This window comes from Luteolibacter rhizosphaerae (assembly GCF_025950095.1).
Lineage (GTDB): Bacteria > Verrucomicrobiota > Verrucomicrobiia > Verrucomicrobiales > Akkermansiaceae > Haloferula > Haloferula rhizosphaerae.
The window spans coordinates 462351-484739 of record NZ_JAPDDR010000004.1; the positions used below are offsets into that span (position 1 = coordinate 462351).

Sequence of the window (22389 nt, forward strand, 5' to 3'; positions counted from 1 at the left end):
GTTAGCGGGGGGAAGGGCGGCGGAAGCGGGCGAGTCCGGCTTGTTGCAGCCTCGCCCGGTCTTGGGCGGCGGAGCTGCTGGCAGCGGCTTGGGGGGAAAGGAATTCGGCCAGGGACTTCGCGCTCGGGCGGGCGAAGAGATCGGTGATCGCCAGATCCTTGCCGCTCATCTCGCGCAGGCGCACATGCACCACCGCCAAGTGGATCGAGGTGCCGCCCAGATCGAAGAAGTTCGCCTCGGGATCGGAAACCGCTTGGCCCAGGATCTCGCTCCAGAGCTGGAGAACGCGGCCTTCCCACGTGTCGGTGGAGATCGCCGTTTCTGGAGTGGATCGCTCCTCTGCGGCCAAGGCCAGCCGGTCGATCTTGCCGTTCGGGGTGAGGGGAAAGCTTTCGCGCTGAATGAATTCGCCGGGGATCATGTAGGCCGGCAGCGTGGTGGCTAGATGCGCTTTCAGGTCCGCGGGCGCACCTTGGACGTGTGCCGTCAGCCGTCCGTCCTTCGCGATCACCACCGCCTCCACCACGGACTCGTGACTGGCCAGTGCCAGTTCGATTTCCCCGAGTTCGATCCGGAAGCCGTTCACCTTCACCTGATGATCGGCGCGGCCTCGGAATTCCAAAGTTCCGCAGGGCAGGCGGCGGGCCAGATCGCCGCTGCGATAGATTCCGCCTGCCAGCGCGAAGGCCTTCGCTGTCCTCTCCGGGTCATTCAGATAGCCGCCGCCGAGGCCGGCTCCGCCGATGCAGAGCTCACCCAGTTCGCCATCCGGCACGATCGCCAGATCTTCGTCGCGGATGGTCACCGTCACGTTCGGGATCTCATGACCCAGCGGCACGAAACCGAAGGCATCGAGGTTCCGGCCGTGCAGGCGGTAGAAGGCGCAGATGTCCGTGCACTCGGTCGGACCGTAGGTGTTCACCACCTCCGCCGCGCCGGATTCAAGCCACGAGCGCAGGCGCGGGATCGAGATCGGTTCACCGCCCAGCACCGCGAATCGCAGCGAGATCAGCGCGGTCGCGTCCGTTTCAACCAGTGGATAGAAGGCGCTCGGCGTGCAGTTGATCAGGGTGATGCCGTGTTGCCGGATCAGCCCGTTGATACGGGAGATGTCGTAGGTTCCGTAGTCATCCAACACCAGCACGCCACCGCTCAGCAGCGGGGCGAAGAAGTTCTTCTGCGTCAGGTCGAAGCTCGGCGAGCTGATCACCAGCGTCCGGTCGCTCGCGCCGAGGTTCAACTCATGGGCATACCATTCGAGCAGGTTGGCGAAGCCGCGGCGGAAGACGGCGGCTGCCTTCGGTTTTCCGGTCGAGCCGGAGGTGAAGATGGCGTAGAGCGGATCGTCAGGCGTCGCGTAGCTGCGCACCGGGGCTGCATCACCCTTCGCCTCCTCGGAGATCGCGAGCACCTGCGGGGCAGGGAAGCGTGCTCCGAGATCCTCGCGGCTGATCACGATCTCCAGCCCGGCGGAGGCGATCATGTGCTCCAGTCTTTCGGCGGGGTAGGCGGGATCGAGCGGCACGTACGCGGCCCCGGACTTCACCACGGCCAGCAGCGCCACGATCAGTTCGATCGAGCGGTCCAAGCCGATCCCGATGTAGCGGCCGGGCCCGGCCCCGAGTTCTTGGAGCTTCTTCGCGAGCGCGTTGGCACGGGCTTCAAGCTCGCCCGCGCTGATCGAGCGGGTGCCGGCGATAACTGCGGTCTCGTCGGGATTACGCACGGCGCGCGCCTCGAAGGCGGCGAGTAGACGGTCGGGCAGGAGAGCTTCCAGCTGCTGGGGGGCGGCGGTCATGCTGTGGGGGCGACGGGGAGATGAGGGGGAAATTAGAAAAAATTCGGGGGCGCTAACAAGGGCGGGGCGGGGCTTGTCGGCCGATCGGTCATTTCGTTTTCGGAATGCGGCAGCGGCTACGCAAACAGATAAGTGATTCGTTCCTTGTTCTATCATGAACCGCAAAATCGGGCATTACGCGATTTCGTAGCGGCGCAGATTCTAAAAATTCCTTGTTGGATGCCACCTAAAATTTTAACATCGCCGTGCTGTTTACGGAATGATCCCCAGAGTCCCACGTACCCCCCGGGTGGTACCATGGATGCTTGCCGCGTTGTCGGCAGCCCCCTTGGTTCCCGCGTCGGGAGAGGAAGTGCTGCCCGCGATACCCGGCCGTTTGGACGGGGAGCTGGACAGCCGCATCGTGCCTCGGACCGGCTCTCCTTTTGATCCTCAAGCCGGGGAGACGCGTCAGCAGGAGCTGGAGATGGGCGTCAACATTTCCGCCGTCTACGACGATAATATCTATCTCAGCGCCTCCCGCAAGGAGGCCGATCTGGTGATGCGGGTGGCCCCCGCGATTCACTACCGCCGCGGCGATAAAGTGAGCGGCGAGGGCGGCTACCTGAGCGTGGCCTATCGCCCGACCGCCGTGGTTTATGCCGACAACAGCGACAACAGCCGCTTCGACCAGGTGGCCGAGTGGGACATCGGCTGGCGTGGCAAGAAGACCGCGATTTTTTGGAAAGGCGCCGCGCGTCAGTTGGGCGATGCCACCGCCGATACCGGCGCCCTCACCGATCGCACGGAGTTCTCGAACGAGGTCCGTTTGGCTTGGTCGATCCGCGAGAAGCTCAGCGTCGAGCTGGCAGGCGGCCGCGAATCCGTCTCCTACGATTCTTCGTCCTACGCCGACTCCGCTCTCAACTACGGGGAGCTGGCTCTCCGCTACACCCACTCGCCCAAGACCCGCCTTGGCATGATCTACAAGGCCGGGCGCTTCGAGGTGGATGGGGCAGGGGAGCAGACCGTCCAGCGCCTCACCGGCAGGATCGAGTGGACTCCACGCGAGAAGATCGCCGTGGACCTTGAACTGGGTGGTGAGCATCGCAGCTTCGACCGCGGGTCAGAGACTTCGCCGGTCGTCGAGGGCCGGATCGGCTGGAAACCGAAGGAGGGCACGGAAGTTTATCTCGCCGGCTACCGCCGCGAGCAGGCATCCGCCTATCTCCCCGGCCAGAACTACACCCAGACTGGTGCCGCGCTCGGCATCTCGCAGCGCCTTGGCAGCGACTGGACCGCTCGGGTTGAGGGCGGCGTGGAACGTGCTAAATACTCGGTCGTCTCCGGAAACAGCACCGGGGGCCGTGTCGACCGCATCCATTTCATCCGCCCCGCCCTCGAATACCGCGTGACCGACGATTTCAGCATGGGGCTCTTCTATCGCTACTCGGAGAACGACTCGAACCGGACCGGCCTCGGCCATGAAAACCACTCCGCCGGGGTGGAAATGGGCTACCGCTTCTGATACGACCCCTGTCCCCCGCCATGAACATCAAGCTTTTCCTCATCATCGCCGCCATGATCGGTGCTTTCGCCGCCCTGACCGGCGGGGCCTCGGGCCAAGCTCCCGCAGGCGGCCGCGCGTCGGGCACGATCGGCAGCATGGATACCGTGGAGATCCGGGTTTTCCGGGAGGAAGAGCTTACCACGATGGGCCAGCTTTCGCCGAACGGCACCATCACCATGCCCCTGATCGGCGCGGTGAAGATGGCCGGCCTCACGACCGATCAGGCCGCCGCCGCGATCACCGCAAAGCTGAAGGACGGCTTCCTCGTGAATCCCCAGGTCAGTGTCAGCATCGAGGCCCGCGTCCGCCGCAGCATCACCGTGCTCGGTCAGGTCCAGAACTCCGGCGTCTTTGAACTCCCGGCGAATCGCAAGCTGACCGTGGTGGAGGCCATCGGCATGGCGGGCGGCGCGACCCGCATCGCAAATACGAAGAAAATCACGTTAAAGCGTAATACCGGAGGCAAGCCTCAGGTGAGCATTCTCAACCTGAAAGACATCACTTCCGGCAAGACCGCGGACATCCCGCTGCGGGACGGCGACGTGCTAACCGTTCCCGAAAGCCTGTTCTGATCCTTTCTCCGACCATATCCCCCCATGGCTGCCCCCCGCAAACCGGAACATCTTCTGACGAATTCGCCGCCTCACGCGGAGCTGGCGACCGTTCAGCCCACTCTCTACCTCTCCAAGGTGGAGCCGGGTCGGTTGCTTGGCGTGATCATACGCCGAGGCTGGCTCGTGATCCTCGGCATGCTGCTCGCCGTCGGGGCCATGTGGCTCTACGTGAAGAGCGCGCCCAAGATCTATGTCTCCACCGGCTCGGTGGAAGTGAGCAGTCACGCGCCGGATCCGCTTCGCATCGAAGGACTTACTCAGCAGGACACCAAGGACCTCGAACAGCTCCGCACCATCGAGGGCAACATGGTTTCCACCGCCGTGCTGCTGCGCGTGGCGAAGGAAAACGGCCTGCTCACCGCCACCGACTTTGCCCCGCCGGGAACCACCGAGCAGGGTGTCATCGGCATGCTCTCGAAGCGCGTCCGGGTCGAGCTCAAGCGCGGCACCCGCGTGGTGGCGATCAGCGTGGAGGATACCGATCCCGCCCGCGCCAAGCGCTTGGTGGAATCCTTGGTCACTGAGTATCAAGCGTGGATCCGCGAGCGCCGCGAGACTGTTACCAAGGAGATGGGCGAGGGGCTCGCGAAGGAGGAGCAGAAGCTCCGCGAGCAGATGGGCGTCGCAGAAGTCCGTCTCCAGGCTTTCCGCGAGCAGCACCCCGTCCCCGGCCTCGACGAGCGCGAAGGTGCGGGCCCGGTTTCCGGCCAGCTCGGCAACCTCAACACCCAGCTCTCCCAAGCCAAGTCCGAGCGCCTCCGCCTCGAAGCCGAATACGAGGCCTTCAAGAAATTCGACCCCGAGGATCCCGACGCACTAGCCGGAATCGGACGTAGCACCTACGCCGATGAAGTGCTCGCCCAAGCCCGGGCATTGCAGGCCAAGGAGTTGGAATTCTCCCGCGTCAAAGAGCGCTACCTCCACAAGCACCCGGGTTACAAGGAAGTCGCGCAAGAAGTCGAAACTCTCAAAGCCGATCTCGCCGAAGCCTCCCGCTCCGCCGGTGAAGCCCTCGAGAAAAGCTACCACGTGGCCATGGAGAACGAGGCCAAGCTCCAGGGCGAAGTTGACCAAGCCCGCACGGTCGCCGTCGGCGTCGAAGGCGTCCGCGCCAAGTTCGACAGCCTCAAGCGCGAAGCCGAGGCTGCCCGCGAACTTCATGCTTCTGTGGACAAGCGTCTCCGCGAATCGAATCTCGCCGGCGCCCTCGCCGCGTCCGCCATCACTTGGGCCGAGCCGCCGCTTGTTCCGGAGAAAGCCTCCAAGCCGGTGAAGATGGTCCTCTTCCCCGTAGCCGCCTTCGCCGGCATGCTCGGCGGGCTGGTCCTGATGGTCGGCTTGGAAGTCGGCGATGGCCGCGTGCGGGATTCCGCCGATGCCGCCCGCGCCACCGGCACGCCACTGCTCACCAGCCTCCCGGTCATGCAACCGGGCAGGGAAGGGGACATGGTCCTCCTTTCCGATCCCGCCTCCTCCGAGGCGGAGGCTTTCCGCCGCCTGCGCGCCGTCCTCCTTCCCGCGCCGGGCAAGCCGGGCGCCCGCACCGTGCTCTTCACCAGCGCCGTGCCCGGCGAGGGCCGCTCGCTCTGCGCCATGAACTATGCCGCGTCGCTGGCCATGCAAGGGCAGCGCACGCTCCTGCTCGATGCCGACATGCGGCGCCCGGGCTTGAGCCGCCAGCACGTGAACGGCGAAGGCCGCGGGCTGGGGGCCTATCTCGCCGGCGATTGCGATCCCGCCAGCGCCTGCTTCCCCACGGCCCTGCCGAATCTCTACCTCCTGTCATCCGGCCCCATCCGCGGCGATGCCGCTGAACTTCTTTCCGGCACCCGCTTTGCGGCCTTGCTGGAGGATGCCTACCGCTGGTTCGACGCCGTCGTGATCGACAGTCCTCCGGTGTTGGCTGTCAGCGATGCACTCGCGGTTTCCCGCTACGCGGATCGCGTCTGTCTGATCGTCCGGCAGGACGCCAGCGATCGCAGGAATCTCAAGAAGACCTCGGAACTTCTTCGCTCGTCGGGCGGAAATTTGATCGGATTTGTCTGGAATGAGCACTCATTCCGAGGCAAAGGAAACTCCGCACCCGAGCCTGTCATCCCCGTCAGCCATCCGGCGCTTTCAAGCTCCGGTGTGGCGGTGGCGGATGGGCCCGCGGTGAAGGGTGAGGAGGCTGCCCCTACCTCCCCGATCGCGTAATGGATTCCCCGGCCCATTTTCTGCTAGTTTTCAAACCAATGACGGCTCCCCCGGTCGTCATCGGATCCCCCGGTCCACATCCCCCTATCCCCCCGAACCATGAACTGTGCTCCCCCCGCACCGTCCGAGGAGGCGTCCCCCGTGTCGTCGTCCCCGGAAACCCAGGATGATCTCATCCCGCGCTCTTACGAGCTCCGCCACCGCCACCGCCCTTGGGTAGCTCACCAGAAGCTGGTCGCTGTCAGCTTCCTGGGTGATGCCGCCGTGGTGTTCGTGGCGATGATGCTCGCGTACCTCATTCGCTTCGAGAGCAATCTCCAGCACATCGGGGTGGATGATCCGGCGGTAAGCCTCCGTGGCTATGTCGGTCACGTGATTTTCGGCGGGCTGCTCATGCTCGTGATGCTCGCGAACTTCCGCGTGCACGATCCGCGCAACTATCTCGCCATCCGCCGCACCTTCACGGTGATCGTGAAGACCTGTGCGCTGTGGCTTGTCGGGTTCCTCGGGCTCACCCTGATTCTCAAGATCGATCCGGCCATCAGCCGCGCCTATTGCGTGATCGGTGCCGTGATCGCGATGGCGTTGCTCTGCGGTTGGCGCTGGTTCCTTTACTGCGTGCTGCGCCGCGAGTCCTTCGCCGTCGCGCTGCGTCAGAAGGCGGTTTTTGTTGGCTGGAACGAGGAGTGCAGCCGTGCGATCGAGCGCTTCAGCGAAGGCCGTGCGCACCAGATCAAGGTGCACGGCGTGATCCTGCCCCCGGGCCGCAAGCTTGATGCCGAACTTCCGGATGATGTGCCGGTCTTGGGCGGGTATGATTCCTTCCGTGAGATTGTCCGCAGCTCCGGTGCCGACCTGATCATGGCGGTGGACGGCTGCATGGACCGCCACCAGATGCTCTTGCTCGCGGAGACCTGCGGCAAGGAGTTCGTGGACTTCAAGCTGGTTCCGAGCTGCTTCCAGATCCTGGTCTCCGGCCTGCAGATCGAGAACTTCCACGGCATGCCGGTGCTCGGTATCGGCAAGCTGCCGCTGCACCACGCCTTCAACAACGCGATGAAGCGTGCCATCGACATTGTCGGCGCGATTGCGGGACTTATCCTGTTCGCCCCGGTGATCACGGCGTTCTGCCTGATGGTCTGGCTCGAGTCCAAGGGGCCGGTGTTCTACAAGCAGCGCCGCATCGGTCTGAACGGCCGCCCCTTCCAGATCCTGAAGATCCGCTCGATGAAGCTGGATGCGGAAGCCTCCGGCTCCCCCGGCTGGACTGTGAAGGACGATCCGCGCCGCCTCAAGGTCGGCAGCTTCATGCGCGAATGGAACATCGATGAACTGCCCCAGTTCCTCAATGTGCTCCGCGGCGAGATGAGCCTCGTCGGCCCGCGTCCCGAGCGCCCCGAGCTGATCGAAGGCTTCAAGGAAGAGATCCCGCACTACAACGTGCGCCACAACATCAAGCCCGGCGTGACCGGTTGGGCCCAAGTGAACGGCCTGCGCGGCGACACCTGTTTGCGCGAGCGGGTGAAGTTCGATCTCGATTATATCGAGAACTGGAACTTCTTCCTCGATCTCCAGATCATGGTGATGACCTTCTTCAACCGCAAGGGAGCCTGTTAGCGAACCGCCGAACCTTGAGCGTGGAGACTACAACGGGAATGGCGGAGGAAGCGAAGGCCGGTCACTCGGCGCGGCGGGATCGTTCGATCAAGCTGGCGGTGGCCACCTCCTTCCTCTCGAAGGCCGGCACGGCCTTGTTCCAGTTGCTTTCGATTCCCGTGGCGGTGCGCGTGCTCAGCCGCGAGGAATTCGGTCTCTACACCACGGTGAACATGACCTTGGCGATGGTGGCCCTGCTCCAGATCGGAGTCGGGCCCTCCCTCGCCCACGGGCTGTCTCGCGCGAAGGCGAAGGATGACAGTTCCGGAGCCCGCGATCTGGCCTCCACCGCCTTCTTCGTGATGATGGGGATGGCCCTGCTGGCGGGGCTGATCCTTGCATCGGTGCTTCTCATCGTGCCGCTTCCCGAGCTTTTTGGCAGCGGTTTCGTTGGCAAGGAAAGCGCGCTTCGCCCCGCTTTGTGGACCGGTCTCGCCCTCTTCTTGCTCCTCTTCGTGCTCAATCTCACCGAGCGGGTGAGGGAAGGCCTCTTGGAAAGCGCCACGAATAATGTTTGGGGTGCGGTCGGTAACGTGCTGGCCGCGATTGCCGTCGGGGTCGGCATCTTCTTCGTGCCCGAAGTTTGGTATCTTGTCCTCGCCGTGCATGGCTCGGTGGTGATCGCCAAGCTCTGCAATACCATCACCCTGTGGAAGAAGCACCCGGATACCCGTCCGGAATGGACCCGCTTCCGCATGCCGGTGGCGAAGCATCTCTTTACCGACGGGCTCGCTTTCTCCGCCTGCACGCTGGTGACCGGCTATGTGGAATACAGCTTCTGCGGGTGGCTGGTAGGGCGTGAAGCCGGGCCCGCGGCGACAGCTCTCTACGGGATCTTCGTTTCCATGACGATCATGCAACTCGGCTTCGTGATGATGCTGAGCACGCCTACTTGGCCCGCCGTTGCCGAGGCCTTGGCACGTGGCGATACGGATTGGGCCAAGCGAGCCGGCAAGCGTCTCTATCTTTACGGCAGCGGCTTCGCGCTTTGCTCCTTCGGCGGGTTGATCCTGCTGGGCCCCTTGGTATTCTCGATCTGGCTCGGGAAGGATTTCGCGGATACCCCACGCACGCTTTTCGCCTGCTATGCCACCTACTTCGTGGCCCATGTCTGGCGCCATCTGAACCACGCCATGATGATCGGCAGCGGCCAAGTGGGACGGCTCGCGCGGATTCAATTCGTGGAGAGCGCGTTGGTGACACTCGCGGCGATCATCGGCCTCCACTACGGTGGAATGGGCGCGATGTTGCTCTCGATGGGGACCGTCATTTTTGCGGTGACCGGTTGCATTCTCCCGCGTCTGGTCGGTCACGGGCTGCGCATGTCCGCTCGCGAGCACGAACCGGCGCTTGGCGTGGTTGCCCGCAGCTGAAAGACTTTGCGGCGCTTTCCGTAAGTAGCCTGTCGGACACCTTACGGATTCCGATAAGAGTCTTTTGTAGAGTGAATTACCGACGCAGGATTGCCGTCGGTTCCGACGGCTGATTCAGCCTTCGACCCTTTGTCCGCACCGGGTTTTCCAGCGAGGGTCGGGTATGCGTTTGGAAACCCAGTTCCCGACTATCGGTCGTCGCCGGGCCTTTGCCTTGGCTCTCGTTTCGGCTCTCGTCCTGCCTGCCGCGGTTCATGCCGCCGGCGAGCCTGCTCCCACGGTGGCGCTCTCTTGGAATGCGAATCCCGAGCCGGATGTCGCCGGTTACAAGGTTCACTTCGGCACCGAGAGTGGAGTCTATTCCAATGTGATCGACGTGCGTGGTACGACGTCGGCTTCCTTACCCCAGTTGTTGATGGGCGGCACCTACTACATGGCGGTGAGCGCTTACAACAGCGCAGGGCTGGAAGGTCCGCGCTCGGCTGAATTCAGCGTCACCGCGGCGGTGCCTTCGTCGCAGGCTCTTAACACAAGCTTTGCGTTCAGCGGAGCGACCCAAGGTCAAGGCCAGCTGCAGTGGAAGTATCCGAAGTCCGCGGCTGCCAGCGCCTCCGGCTTTAAGGTCTATGCGAGCGAAGACCTGAAGACTTGGACGGAGACGAGCCAGGTCGATCCGACCAAGCCTGCGAGGTCGGATTCCGAGTGGCTCTACTTCAACTATCCCTACCAAGCCACCAAGGCGCGGATGTTTTTCAGGGTTGCTGCAAGCAACGCCTTCGGCACAGCGGAGTAAGTCCATGGTAAGCCCGGGCTGCGGCACATCTGCCGTGGCCCGGGCTTTTTCGTGCCCTGATCCAAGCCTCCGTGGCCGCTCGTAAAACACCGGAGATGATTCTAAAAAGTTTACCAAAGCGGTTAAGCTAGATGCCGGATTCGGTCAAAAAGGCGGGAAACTATTGCGCGGATCGTCCGCAGGGATTGCACCGCAACGGTTTTGCCTTATTGCAGGGCGCGTCGCCCCGGAGATCCCCTTCAGGGCAAGTCTCACGCCCATGTCCGCTCATACCGATTTCCGCAGCCGCCACCTGGGAGCCATCGGCTCCGACCGCGAGGAGATGCTCCGCGCCACGGGCTATGATTCGCTCGATGCGCTGATCGCCGGGACCGTGCCAGAGGGCATCCGCTCCCATGCCGAGCTCGATCTGCCGGTTGCGAAATCCGAGCCTGAAGCTCTCGCCTGGCTGAACGAGATCATGGGCAAGAACAAGGTGCTGAAGTCCTTCATCGGGCAAGGCTACTACGGCACCCATGTCCCCGGTGTGATTCTGCGGAATATCCTGGAGAATCCCGGTTGGTATACCGCCTACACACCTTATCAGGCGGAGATCGCCCAAGGTCGTCTGGAGGCGCTGCTGAATTTCCAGACCATGATCACCGAGCTGAGCGGGCTCGACGTGGCGAATGCCTCGCTGCTGGATGAAGGCACTGCCGCCGCCGAGGCCATGAGCCTCGCGCTCGCCGGTGCCCCGAAGGGGAAGGTCATCTTCGTTTCCGATGCCTGCCATCCGCAGACGATCGATGTGGTGGTGACCCGTGCGGAGCCGCTCGGGATCGAGGTGAAGGTGGGCGACTGGCGCACCTTCGACCCGGCTGGCTGTGAAGGTCTCTTCGCGGTGATCGTGCAGTATCCGGATACCTACGGCACGGTGGCCGACTACGCCGCTTTCTTCGAGAAGGCGCATGCCGCTAAGGCGGTGACCATCGCGGCGGCGGATCTGCTGGCGCTGACTCTTCTCAAGGCTCCGGGCGAATTCGGCGCGGACATCTGTGTGGGTTCAAGCCAGCGCTTCGGGGTTCCCTTTGGATTCGGTGGTCCGCATGCGGGCTTCATGTCCTGCAAGGACGCGCTCAAGCGCAAGATGCCGGGTCGCCTGATCGGCGTGTCCGTGGATTCGCGTGGCAAGCCGGGCTTCCGTCTCTCCCTTCAGACCCGCGAGCAACACATCCGCCGCGACAAGGCGACCTCCAACATCTGCACCGCTCAAGTGCTGCTGGCGGTGATGGCCTCGATGTATGCCGTGTATCACGGTCCCGAAGGCCTGAAGCACATCGCCCGCAGCGTGAACGCGAAGGTGGCGACTCTCGCCGCCTCGCTCAGTGCCTCCGGTGTGAACGTGGTGAACGAAAGCTTCTTCGATACGCTGACCGTGTCCGTTCCGGATGCTGCCGCCGTGGTGGCTGCCGCGGTGGAGCAGGGGATCAACCTGCGCCGCATCGATGACAAGCGCGTCGGTATCTCCTTCGACGAAACCACGACCGATGCGGATGTCGCCACTGTCGCCGCGATCTTCGGGGCGAAGTCACTATCCACGGACAAGACCACCGCGTGGCACTCCGATCTTTCCCGCAAGTCCGACTTCCTCACGCAGAAGGTCTTCAACTCCTATCACTCCGAAACGGAGATGCTGCGCTACCTGAAGCGCTTGGAGTCGAAGGATCTCGCGCTGAACGAATCGATGATCGCGCTCGGCTCTTGCACGATGAAGCTGAATGCGACCTCCGAGATGATCCCTCTTAGCTGGCCGGAAGTCGCCTCGATCCATCCCTTCGTCCCCGCCGACCAGAGCCAAGGCTACCGCGAGATGCTCGGCCTGCTCGAAGGTTGGCTAGCGAATGTCACCGGCTTCGCCGCCGTGTCGCTCCAGCCGAATGCCGGCTCGCAGGGTGAGTACGCCGGTCTGCTGGCAATCCGCCGCTATCATCTCTCCCGCGGTGATACCCATCGCGATGTCTGCCTGATTCCCGTCTCCGCACACGGCACTAACCCGGCCTCCGCCGTGATGGTCGGTATGAAGGTCGTCGGCGTGAAGTGTGACGATCAGGGGAACATCGATGTCAGCGATCTGGAAGCCCGCATCGCCGAGCATCGCGAGAACCTCGCGGCGCTGATGGTGACCTATCCCTCCACCCACGGTGTCTTCGAGGAGACGATCGTCGATATCTGCAATGCGATTCACGAAGCCGGTGGCCAAGTCTACATGGACGGCGCGAACATGAACGCGCAGGTCGGTCTCACCAGCCCGGGCCGGATCGGCGCGGATGTCTGCCATCTCAATCTTCACAAGACTTTCTGTATCCCGCACGGTGGTGGCGGTCCCGGTGTCGGCCCGATCGGTGTGGCGGAGCAACTCGTGCCTTTCCTGCCCGGCCATCGCGAACTGGACTCGGCCGAAGCCCCGGTCTGCTCCGCGCCTTGGGGCAGTGCTTCGATCAATACGATCTCTTGGATGTATATCGCGATGATGGGGCCGGACGGTCTCAAGGAGGCGACCGAGACCGCGATCCTGAATGCGAACTACGTGGCCAAGCGTCTCGCGCCCTTCTTCCCGATTCTCTACACCGGCAAGAACGGTCTGGTAGCCCACGAATGCATCATCGACGTGCGTCCGCTTTCCGAGAAGAGCGGTATCACCGTGGAAGATGTGGCGAAGCGCCTGATGGACTATGGCTTCCACGCCCCGACCATGAGCTGGCCGGTGGCCGGCACGCTGATGATTGAGCCGACCGAATCCGAGGCGAAAGTGGAGCTCGACCGCTTCTGCGATGCGATGATCTCGATCCACGGCGAGATCCTGGCCGTGGCGAACGGCGAGGCGGATGCCAACGACAACCCGCTGAAGAACGCCCCGCACACCGCGGACAGCGTCTGCGCGGACGAGTGGACCCACGCCTATGGTCGCGAGCAAGCGGCCTACCCCTTGCCCTATCTCCGCAATCACAAGTTCTGGCCCTCCGTCGGACGGGTGGACAATGTCCACGGCGATCGCAACCTGGTCTGCACCTGCGACAGCGTGGAAGCCTACGCCGCAGCGGGGAAATGACAGAGCGGGTAGCGGGTCGCAGGTAGCCGGGGTTTTGTCCCTTGCTACCGCTACCGGCTACTTGCTACCTCCCCATGCATGACTCCACCCTCACCGATCGATTGGGCTAGCTGGCGGGCGGAGATTCACGCCACGCTGTTGTTCATCGTCCGGGACGGCGAGATCCTCCTGATCGAGAAGAAGCGCGGGCTGGGTGCCGGCAAGATCAACGGTCCCGGCGGCAAGATCGATCCCGGCGAGACCCCGCTGGAGTGTGTCGTGCGGGAGACCCGGGAAGAGCTGGGGATCACCGCCAAGCGCCCGCGCAAGCTGGGCGAGCTCCACTTCGCCATGTCGGATGTGCCGGACATCCTTTGCCATGTCTTCCTGGCACGGGATTTCAGCGGCCAGCCGGTCGAGACGGAGGAAGCCAAGCCGCTTTGGTACAAGCTCGGGGATATCCCTTACGAGCGGATGTGGAAGGATGATATCCATTGGCTGCCGGTGCTGCTCGACGAGCGGAGCTTCCACGGTCGCTTTGTCTTCGAGGGGGAAGAGGTGGTCTGGCAAGACATGCAACTCGACACCTACTGGGATCCAGAAGGCCCCCGCCATTGAAAGGGATGTTAGGAGCAACTCTTTCCAAATGAAAAAGCCCGTTTCCCTGAAGGGAAACGGGCGGATTTTGAGAATTGCTGAAGCGGCTTAGAGGGCTGACTTGAGAGAGTTGAATTGGGCCTTGAGCTTGCTCAGTTCCTTCTCCGCCTTGGCGATCTGATCGTGCAGCGCTTGGAGTTTGGAGAGCTTCTTACCGATCGGGCCGGCCACCGCCGCACCGCCGGAACTAATAACCCCGGTGCCCGGACCCGTGCGGATCCAGCTCGAGATGGTAAGGGGGGAAATCTTATACTTCTTCGAGGCGGCACTCTGGCCGCCGCGCCCCTTATCGGCATTCACTTTGTCCACGAAGGCGATGATCTCCGCCTTCTCCTTCGCGGTATATCGGCGGCCTTTCGCCGCATTGACGTTGGAGTTGCTCATGACTCCGGAGCTTTAAGGCGGGAGTCGTTGAGTCGCAAGCGCAAACTTGTAACTACACTCAGTTTTTTTATATATGCGTAGTTCTACGTTGATCTATAGATGATGGGTCGATAAAACTAATTAGTGACATTCTCAAAATCGGACTCTCTGAAAATTGTGCAGACATTTCGGAGGGATTTGGCATGAAATCAAGGACTTGCGAGTCAAGCCATGACTGGAGCATCCGTTAGGCTGCGCTTGGGGCTGACGGGTGTTCCCGATTCGGGTCGAATGAGAATAGTCCAAGCCAGCTTGGGAAGTGGCGGGGGTAGTAGCGGGTTAGCCTCCGCGGAAAGTCATTCTGTTAGGCCAAGTTTAGGTCGATAATTGATTCGTAAATCGCTCTCAATTAGCGATTTAAGGATTCAAATAATTGGCTGTTAGTTGCCGGGATAAGTGTTCCCGTTGTGATTGGTCTCGGATATTGAGACCGGTTATCAACTGGAGGGGGCTGCCGTCCTGAGGAAGCCTCGCTCTCTAGTCGGGAAGGACAACATTCGCAATTTCGGACAGGCGGGTGATCCATGCGTCCGCGCCTTTCTCGACGGCCGGGCGGGATACCACGCCACCGAAGCCGATGAAGAGGTCGACTTCGTTCTTCGCTTCGAGATCGGATATGCCATCTCCCATCATGATGACGGCTTCGGGAAGCATGGCCTGCTTCCATTCCCGGATGATTTCCGGCTTTCCTCCGTTCCGCGTGGTAGGATAGTCCGCGCCATATCCGGCATAGTCTCCGCCGGGACTGAAGTGGAGAGGTACCGCCTCAACATGGTCCACGCCAAGGACCCGCGCGAGCGGGCGGATCAAGGGCTCGAAGCCGCCGGAAAGGATCACCGGGGTCCAGCCCTCCGCCTTGAGCCGGGCTATCATCTCCGCGGCTCCGGGCACGATGGTATCCACATAGAGGCGGGCGACCGCATCGGCGGTGGCTTGATCCGGGCGGATGATCTCCATACGGCGGCCGAAGACCTCGCCGATGGGCACCTCGCCGTTCATGGCCTGGTGGGTGAGATGCTCGACCAACTTGAAGACCTCCGGGCCGCGCGCACGTCCCAGTTCGTCGATGCCCTCGATGGTGGAGAGAGTGGAGTCGCAATCGAAGAAGGCGAGCTTGCCACGCTTACGAAGCGGAGGAAGCACCTCCACGATCATGCCGGGCTCGACCATGTCGAAGAGTTCGATGACATCGGCATTTGAAAGCCGGATGCAGCCGCAACTTGCCGGGCTGCCGAGCTTTGCTTCCTGATTGGTCCCGTGGATGTAGATGAAACGGTCGAAAGAGTTCGCGTTCTCCGGTTCCAAACCGCTGAGGCGGAGGATGCGGGTTAGCACCAGATCCTTTTCCGGGGACTCCCCGGGCTGCCAGGTGCCCACGGGTTCCCGCGAGACGAAGACAGTACCGCTCGCGGCGGTCTCACCGATTTTTTGTGCGATGACGAAGCGACCGGTCGGCGTGCGATAGCTGCCGGGCGTGAAGCCGACGCCCTTCGCCGCGGTGGATACCGTGAAGATCTTCACGAGTTCATGACCCCGGAAGACGGTCAGAGTTTGATCATCGATGGAGACTTCGAGGCGCAGATCGTTCATGGCGGTGCTTGCAGGGCGATGAGGGAATTCTTTCCGCCCAAGGCGGAGGCGAGCTTGAAGGCGGTATGGCGGGAAGGAAGCCTGCCCGGCGTCATGGACAGACCCGCAGGCGAGGTCAATCCGGGGGGCGGTTGCGGTGTCTCCCACGAACGTGTGAGGGCGGCGAGAATCACGGTCTCTAACAGGCCGCCGCCGCCGATGCCATGGCCGGTCCATGGCTTGAGCGGGCAGATGGGGACATCTCCGCCCAGTGCGGCACGGATGGCTGCCGGCTCCAGCGCGGCATGGGAGGCGGTGCCGCTTGCATGCGGCACGATCAGGGCCGGGGTACCGAACATGGTCTGTGCTTTCCGCAGCAGGTCGACCAAGCCGGGTGCCCCGGGCGGCATGCCGATGGGGTCGGCGGCATCCGAATTGGCGAGATAGCCTGCAAGCTTCACGCTCTTGTCCGGACCCCGGGTTTCCAATGTCATGGCTGCGGCTGCTTCCGCCGGAAGGATGCCCGTGCTGGCCGGAGAGTAAGGATCATTCAGGCCGTTCTTCGAGAGAATGCCGGTCGAGGCATAACTATCGAGCAGGCTGGGGGAGAGGGGTAGGTCGACGGCCAAGACGAGAGCCCGCTCCGCCAGTCCCGCACGTAGCCATAGCGAGGCCATGCCCAAGGCATCAAGTCCTGCAGCGCACCCGCTGGCCTGAACTTGCCACGGCCCCCGGATCCCCAGCTCGATGCTGACCGCTGCGGCGGGTTCGCTGTGCAAGGAGTTGCTCGCCGCCATCAAGGAAAACGCGCGGCGCTGCGGCCAAGGATCGATCCAACCCGCGGCGGTGCCACGGCTGGTGCCAAGAAAGAGCACGGCATCCGCAAGTTGATCGGCAGTCCACGCTGCTTCCGCGATCGCTTCGCGGGCCACGTGAAGTGCGGCCATGCTCGCCGGCGACCATTTGCGATGGGTAAGTAGCGAGCGTCGCTCGATCCATGAGGCTGGTAAATCGCGGTGCGGGCTGTCGCTTCCCAGCAAGGCCGCGAGGGGCTGGAAGTTCGTTCTCCCGGCACGGATGGCCGCGAGCTGGGCGGATACGGACTCCCCCAGACCGGAGATCGCTCCGAGACCGGTGATGGAAAGCAACGTTTCGATGCGCGCCGGACTAGACGGCCCGCTCCCGGATGCCAAAGCGGAAATTCATCCGGCCTCAGATACTTGGCTGCTTCTGCGGGGCCTCGACCGGAGGAAGGAGCTTTTGGAGCTCCGCCGGAAGACGCTGGATCACTTCCTTCGGCACCGGGGGTGAGTGGGGGATAAGCTTGCCGTCATGAATACTGGGGCCGCTTTTCGTGCCGTTGTCCTCACGGAAATTGTAGTCGAGCCGGTCCTTTCCATTGCTGAACCAGTAACGGCCGGGATCTTCCAGATAGACGAACCAAGACGAACCCTCCGGCACTTGCATTCCACCTCCGCCGCTGCCTCCCGTGCTGCCGCCGTGGGGGAGGGGTTCATGGCGGGAGATCATCCACGAAAGCGCGGTTCCTGCCATGGCGAGCTCCAGGTCGTGGGTCGCAACTTTATCTTCGTAGTGATAGGTGCCGGGCGTGGTGATGAGATCCCCGGGGCTCATCGTGTTCGGCAGCTTGGGCGGTGCGTGAACCGTGGTAGTGACTCGGTTGCAGCCGGCGAGTAAACCGATGGCGAGGAGGATTCCGAGGGGGCGCATCCCTGCATCGTCCCCTAAAGCCCTTTTGAGGAAAAGCTGAAAGGCTGCCTTCGATCCCGGCTCGAGAGCGCCGGGAAAAGATGATCCTACAGCATTTCTTCGACGAACTTCTGCTTATTGAACAAGGCGAACTGTTCCGGCTCTTCCCCGGTGCCGAGGTAGCGGGTGGGGATGCCGAGCTGATCGTAGATCGAGACCGCCACGCCGCCTTTGCCGGAGCCGTCCATCTTGGTGACGATCAGTCCGTCGAGCGGGCAGGCCTTGTGGAATTCCTTCGCCTGCTGGAGGGCGTTGGCACCGGTGGTGGCGTCTACCACGAGCAGAGTCAGGTGGGGAGCCGTCTCGTCGTTCTTGGCGAGGGTCCGTTTGATCTTCGACAGCTCCTCCATCAGGTTGTGGCGGGTGTGAAGTCGGCCGGCGGTGTCGCAGATGAGATACTTGGAGCCGTCCGCGATGGCCTTTTGATGAGCATTGAAGCACACCGAGGAGGGGTCGGCATTCGGTTGGCCCTTCACCACGGGAATGTTGAGGCGCTGGCCCCAGCGTTCGAGTTGCTCCACCGCGGCGGCGCGGAAGGTGTCGGCGGCGGCCAGCACGGTCGGCTGTCCGCGGCGTTGCAGCCAGTGGGCCAGCTTCGCGCAGGAAGTGGTCTTGCCGACCCCGTTGATGCCGACGACCAGGAAGACGAAGGGCTTGCCGTCCATCCGCGGTAGCAGGGGCGGCGAGTCTGCGGGAAGCCGCTGGGAGACATGGCGGCGAGCCGCTTCCACGACGTCCTCCGCGGAGACTTGGCGGCCCAGCTCCCGCAATTCGTCCACAATCTGCATTGCCAGCTTCGGCCCGAGATCGGCTGTGACCAGATCGGCTTCCAGCTCGTCCCAGTCGATCTCCGCTTTGTTTGCGATCTTGTTGTAGAGGGATTTGAAGAAGCCAGCCATGGGAAAGAGGCGGCCTTCTAGCGGGCGGGAGGGGGGGCGGCAAGCGCGGTGCGGGACTGATCTGGAAAGCGGCGTGTTTTTGCAGTTGAATGTGGGAGCCGCTTGAGGATCAATCCTCGTGCCCCGCCGGTTGGCGCGGGCCTTTTAATTGCATGAGCCAAGGATATAGAGGACGGGGAGGTGGTGGTGGTCGCAGGTCTCGCGGCGGTCCGCGCGCGCGCAAGCTCGGCCCGGACGGCGAAGAGAAGTCCGTGGAGGTCGAAGGAACGATCTCCTCGGTTCTCGCCGGCACCCAGTTCCGCGTGCAACTGCAGAGCGGTCACGAGGTTCTCGCCCACATTTCGGGCAAGATGCGCAAGCGTTTCATCCGCCTCGTGGTGGGTGACAAGGTCAAGATGGAGATGTCGCCCTACGATGTTTCCAAGGCGCGGATCACCTACCGCCTCGGTTGATCCCGACAGATCTTTTGCGATGGAAGCCCGGCTCTTACGCCGGGCTTTCTTCTTCTAGCTCCTCCTCATCACCCTCCGGGGTGTGGGGGGCGGTGTGGAGTCGGCGCTCGATCTCGATCTCGCCGAGCAAGTAGGCCTGCCGCAGCACGAACTGGTTCATCTTCATCAGTTCCAGTACGGCCAGGAAGGTGACGATGACCTCGGCCTTGGTGGTGGCGGTCTCGAAGAGCGAGTCGAAACGAGCCGATTGTCCGGGCACGAAGCGGTAGAGCAGCATCTCGATCTTGTCCGCCACGGTGTAGCGGTCGTCCACGATATCGCCCAGATCGTGGGATTCCTCAAAGCGCTTGAGGACGTTCTGGAAGGCGCGGATCAGATCGAAGATGGAAACCTCCGCCAAGGAGACCGGCTCTTCCGGCAGCTCGGGCATCTCCGGCTGAAAAGCGAAGGAGCCTTCCTGCTCCACCTCTTTCAGGCTGAGGAAGCCGGCGGCATCCTTGAACTTCTTGTACTCGATCAGCTGGCGGATCAGTTCCCAGCGCGGGTCGTCTTCCTCGGCATCTTCCTCCGGCGGTTGATCCTGGCGGGGTAGCAGGGTCCGGCTTTTGAGATACATCAGATTTGCCGCCATGAGCACGAACTCGGCGGCGAGGTCGATGTTCAGCATCCGGAAGGTGTCGATGTACTCCAGATACTGCGCGGTGATGCGGGTGATGGAGATATTGTGGATGTCCACCTCGTCCTTCTTGATGAGATAGAGGAGCAGGTCGAGAGGGCCCTCGAAGATGTCCAGCCTGACCTTGTAATCCGATGCGTCCACGGGCGGACAGGTAGGGGAACGACCGGCGGGGAGCGAGGGCAAATTTGCTCTCGCTTCGAAGCGCTCCCTGCGATTGTAATTCCGCGCCCCCGAGGGCCCCCTTTGAACCATGGAGGTCGAGCAGACACAGTCCTTCAACCAGAAGCTGAGCCAGTGGATCGCGAGCCAGGGATTCTGGTTCCAACTCCGGCACTCCATGTCCGGCGGCGGAGGTTGGGCGATGACCATGAGCCATTTGGTCCGCCTCGGCTTCAAGATCCTGATCGCCTTGGTCGTGGCCAGCGGGGGATTCGGGATCTATCTGGTAAAACGGATTGGCTCGGAGCCTTTCATCAATTCGCTGAATGTGGGCTTGGAAGACGGACTCAAGGCCTCGGAGGCGAAGATTCTCGATTTCTCCCGCGTGCAAGGGGACGCCCAGATCCGCCGGATCGGGGCGGAAGGCGGGAAGGAGAGCTTTTTCCACAGCTTGGATGCCGGGAACGTGCGTTTCCGGATGGGTCTGCTTTCGGGTATGGCCGGGAGTTGGGACGCCGGGGCCCTGGTCGCCAAGTCGATGGATATCAACGTTAAGGCGGGTGCGGAGACTCCTGCCGAGGCGAAAGCGGCAGGTGCAGCCTTTTTCCAAGATTGGGCGGGTTTTCGTTTCTCCTCGGTCCATGTGGACGAGGCGACCGTGCGCTGGGGCTACTCCGCGCGCACTTGGGGGAAGATCGAGAAGAGCCAGATGACCGCCACGCGGTCGGGTGACGGCTGGCATCTGCTATTCTCCGGTGGAACCTTCTCGCAGAACTGGCTGAAGGGCCTCGAGATCGTCGAACTCAAGATGGAGTGCACACCGGGATCGGTGAGGGTTACGAAAGGCGAGTTCAAGGCGGGCAACGGCACGGTCGTGCTCAAAGATGTGCAGGTGAAGGGCGGAGACCGGCCCGCACTGAGCGGCACCGTGGAAGCCACCAAGGTGGCGCTTACTCATTTTATCCCGGAATCGGCGCAGGCCTTCGTGGAAGGCGTGGTATCGGGCGAGTTCCAGATCTCCGGCTCCACGAACTCGACCGACGGGGTCCAATTCGAAGGCGATGTCGCCTTGGACAATGCGAACATCATCAGCCTGCGCGAGCGCTTCCACTTGCTGAAGGCGCTCTCCGTGGTCGATCTCTACAACAGCTACCGGAAGGTGGATCTCAATCGCGGCGGCTTTCACCTCAAGACCGGCGGCGGGAAGATGGAACTCTCCCGCGTGGATGTGCGCTCGGAAGATCTCATGACCCTGCAGGGGCGCCTAAAGGCGACTGTCCCGGAAGAAGACACCCAGCCGCAGCCGCTGGGCAGCGGAGTCTTCTCCCAAATCCCGAACTCCGTGCAGAATGCGGAGGAGGACGGGAAGAAAGATTCCCTGACCTTGGAGAAGGCCGGCGCCGCCGCTGCGGAGAAGGATACCGAAGAGGCCATCTTCAAGCGCTTCGCCGATAGCGCCCGGAAGCGCGACAGTCTCCATCAGGTATCCGGACGGAGTGCCCAGACGATCCGCTATGACGGAGGCTTCCGGATCTCCATCCCGGGTGATGCCTTCGATTCGACCGAAGTGCTGCGCCAAACCTATCCGGTGGATCCGGGGAACGGCCGTATCGCTTTCGATGTGCCGGTGCAGGGCACGATCTATGAAGTGACCGGCCGTCAGGCGGATGAACTTCTCAATCTCGGGTCGAAGCGTTAGACGGCGCCCTTACTTCGCGCTCGCGAGACCGAGGCTTGAGTAGATCTCGCGCGTGGCCTTGCTCTTGTTGAGCGTGTAGAAGTGGATTCCGTCCACGCCTTGGTCCAGAAGTTCCGCGCATTGCTGGGCGGCATAGTGGATGCCTACTTTTTCGACCGCGGCAGGGTCGCCCTTGGCGCGATCCAGTGCCCGCAAGAGCTTCGCGGGGAAGCGCGCGCCGGCGGCGAGTTCCGCCATGCGGCCCATGCTCGAAAGCGAGGTCACCGGCATGATGCCCGCGATGATCGGTACCTCGATCCCGCGCAGGCGGCAGCGGTCGCGGTAGTCGAAGAAATCGTGATTGTCGAAGAAGAGCTGCGTGCAGATGTAATCCGCACCGGCATCGATCTTCGCCTTCATGTGATCCAGTTCTAACAGGCGGTTCGGAGTCGCCGGATGGCCCTCGGGGAAGCCGGCCACGCCGATGCCGAAGCCGCGCAAATCAGGATGGGCTCCCGACTCGTTGAACTTGCGGATGAACGCCACCAGATCCGCAGCGTGACGGAAGTCGCAGTCCGACCAATCGTAGTCCGGCCAGTCGCGGGGCGGATCGCCGCGCAGGGCGAGGATGTTGCAGACTCCTGCATCCGCGTAGCGTCGCAGGATCTCCGTGATCTCCTCCTCCTTGTGGCCCACGCAGGTCAAATGGGGAATGGGCGGGATCGAGGTGGACTCCTTGATGCGTACCACCAGGTCGTGGGTCATCTCCCGGGTGCTACCACCCGCACCGTAGGTCACGGAGACGAAAGAGGGATCGAAGGGTTCCAGATCCACGATCGTCCGGTACAGATCCTCCGCGCCCGCGGAGGTCTTCGGCGGGAAGAACTCGAAGGAGAAGGACGGGCGGCGATGGTTCAGGATATCGCGGATATGCATGCGCTTCGGATCGCGGGCAGCATGGCGCGGGGTACGCGCAAGTGGGGAGCAAAAAACCCGGCGGTGTCGCAACTTCCGCAGTTGCGGGGCGTTTCTCTCTCGCGGACCGCAGGGTTCCCGC

Annotated in this window: 18 protein-coding genes; 10 read left to right on the top strand and 8 right to left on the bottom strand. The window is 62.7% G+C overall.

Going from position 1 to position 22389, the window contains the following annotated elements; all coding sequences use genetic code 11:
• Position 1: 1 nt before the first annotated feature.
• A complete protein-coding gene (locus tag OJ996_RS10230; RefSeq protein ID WP_264513458.1) occupies positions 2 to 1798 on the bottom strand; it encodes a non-ribosomal peptide synthetase in 1797 nt (598 codons plus the stop codon).
• Positions 1799 to 2099: 301 nt separating this feature from the next.
• Between OJ996_RS10230 and OJ996_RS10235 the strand changes: the two genes are divergently transcribed.
• The 8 genes from OJ996_RS10235 to OJ996_RS10270 all read left to right on the top strand — a co-directional run bounded on the left by OJ996_RS10235 (position 2100) and on the right by OJ996_RS10270 (position 13664).
• Positions 2100 to 3305 (top strand): porin family protein, encoded by a 1206-nt coding sequence (locus OJ996_RS10235; RefSeq protein ID WP_264513459.1) that lies wholly within the window; start codon positions 2100 to 2102, stop codon positions 3303 to 3305.
• Positions 3306 to 3325: 20 nt separating this feature from the next.
• Positions 3326 to 3919: a polysaccharide biosynthesis/export family protein gene (locus OJ996_RS10240; RefSeq protein ID WP_264513460.1), complete on the top strand. Its 594-nt coding sequence runs from the start codon at positions 3326 to 3328 to the stop codon at positions 3917 to 3919.
• Between the two features lie 24 nt (positions 3920 to 3943).
• Positions 3944 to 6157, top strand: coding sequence for a GumC family protein (locus OJ996_RS10245; RefSeq protein WP_264513461.1), 2214 nt, complete (start codon positions 3944 to 3946; stop codon positions 6155 to 6157).
• A 99-nt stretch (positions 6158 to 6256) separates the two neighbouring features.
• Positions 6257 to 7774, top strand: a complete 1518-nt coding sequence (locus tag OJ996_RS10250; RefSeq protein WP_264513462.1) for a sugar transferase — start codon at positions 6257 to 6259, stop codon at positions 7772 to 7774.
• Positions 7775 to 7794: 20 nt separating this feature from the next.
• Positions 7795 to 9186 (top strand): lipopolysaccharide biosynthesis protein, encoded by a 1392-nt coding sequence (locus OJ996_RS10255; protein WP_264513463.1) that lies wholly within the window; start codon positions 7795 to 7797, stop codon positions 9184 to 9186.
• Positions 9187 to 9349: 163 nt separating this feature from the next.
• A complete protein-coding gene (locus OJ996_RS10260) occupies positions 9350 to 9979 on the top strand; it encodes a fibronectin type III domain-containing protein (protein ID WP_264513464.1) in 630 nt (209 codons plus the stop codon).
• A gap of 259 nt (positions 9980 to 10238) precedes the next feature.
• Positions 10239 to 13067, top strand: a complete 2829-nt coding sequence (gene gcvP, locus OJ996_RS10265; RefSeq protein WP_264513465.1) for an aminomethyl-transferring glycine dehydrogenase — start codon at positions 10239 to 10241, stop codon at positions 13065 to 13067.
• A 78-nt stretch (positions 13068 to 13145) separates the two neighbouring features.
• On the top strand, positions 13146 to 13664 hold the full coding sequence (locus tag OJ996_RS10270) for an 8-oxo-dGTP diphosphatase (protein WP_264513466.1): 519 nt from the start codon (positions 13146 to 13148) through the stop codon (positions 13662 to 13664).
• A gap of 87 nt (positions 13665 to 13751) precedes the next feature.
• Here OJ996_RS10270 and OJ996_RS10275 read toward each other — a convergent pair whose 3' ends face one another.
• The 5 genes from OJ996_RS10275 to ftsY form a co-directional block, all read right to left on the bottom strand.
• Positions 13752 to 14087 (bottom strand): hypothetical protein, encoded by a 336-nt coding sequence (locus OJ996_RS10275; protein WP_264513467.1) that lies wholly within the window; start codon positions 14085 to 14087, stop codon positions 13752 to 13754.
• A gap of 516 nt (positions 14088 to 14603) precedes the next feature.
• Positions 14604 to 15716: an HAD-IB family phosphatase gene (locus tag OJ996_RS10280; RefSeq protein WP_264513468.1), complete on the bottom strand. Its 1113-nt coding sequence runs from the start codon at positions 15714 to 15716 to the stop codon at positions 14604 to 14606.
• A complete protein-coding gene (locus tag OJ996_RS10285; RefSeq protein WP_264513469.1) occupies positions 15713 to 16843 on the bottom strand; it encodes a beta-ketoacyl synthase N-terminal-like domain-containing protein in 1131 nt (376 codons plus the stop codon). The genes OJ996_RS10280 and OJ996_RS10285 overlap by 4 nt, the downstream gene beginning before the upstream one ends.
• Before the next feature lie 64 nt (positions 16844 to 16907).
• A complete protein-coding gene (locus OJ996_RS10290; protein WP_264513470.1) occupies positions 16908 to 17426 on the bottom strand; it encodes a hypothetical protein in 519 nt (172 codons plus the stop codon).
• Positions 17427 to 17512: 86 nt separating this feature from the next.
• Complete coding sequence (gene ftsY / locus OJ996_RS10295; protein WP_264513471.1) at positions 17513 to 18364, bottom strand: signal recognition particle-docking protein FtsY; 852 nt, start codon at positions 18362 to 18364, stop codon at positions 17513 to 17515.
• 152 nt (positions 18365 to 18516) lie between these two features.
• Here ftsY and infA point away from each other — a divergent pair, with 152 nt between their 5' ends.
• Positions 18517 to 18816: a translation initiation factor IF-1 gene (infA, locus tag OJ996_RS10300; RefSeq protein ID WP_345783778.1), complete on the top strand. Its 300-nt coding sequence runs from the start codon at positions 18517 to 18519 to the stop codon at positions 18814 to 18816.
• A gap of 34 nt (positions 18817 to 18850) precedes the next feature.
• Here the strand turns inward: infA and OJ996_RS10305 are convergent, their stop codons facing one another.
• Entirely contained in the window at positions 18851 to 19636 is a 786-nt protein-coding gene (locus OJ996_RS10305; protein WP_264513472.1) for a segregation and condensation protein A, read from the bottom strand.
• Between the two features lie 109 nt (positions 19637 to 19745).
• On the opposite strand from OJ996_RS10305, the gene OJ996_RS10310 reads away from it, so the two are divergent.
• Complete coding sequence (locus tag OJ996_RS10310; RefSeq protein ID WP_264513473.1) at positions 19746 to 21353, top strand: AsmA family protein; 1608 nt, start codon at positions 19746 to 19748, stop codon at positions 21351 to 21353.
• A gap of 9 nt (positions 21354 to 21362) precedes the next feature.
• Here the strand turns inward: OJ996_RS10310 and metF are convergent, their stop codons facing one another.
• Complete coding sequence (metF, locus tag OJ996_RS10315; protein ID WP_264513474.1) at positions 21363 to 22268, bottom strand: methylenetetrahydrofolate reductase [NAD(P)H]; 906 nt, start codon at positions 22266 to 22268, stop codon at positions 21363 to 21365.
• Positions 22269 to 22389 lie beyond the last annotated feature (121 nt).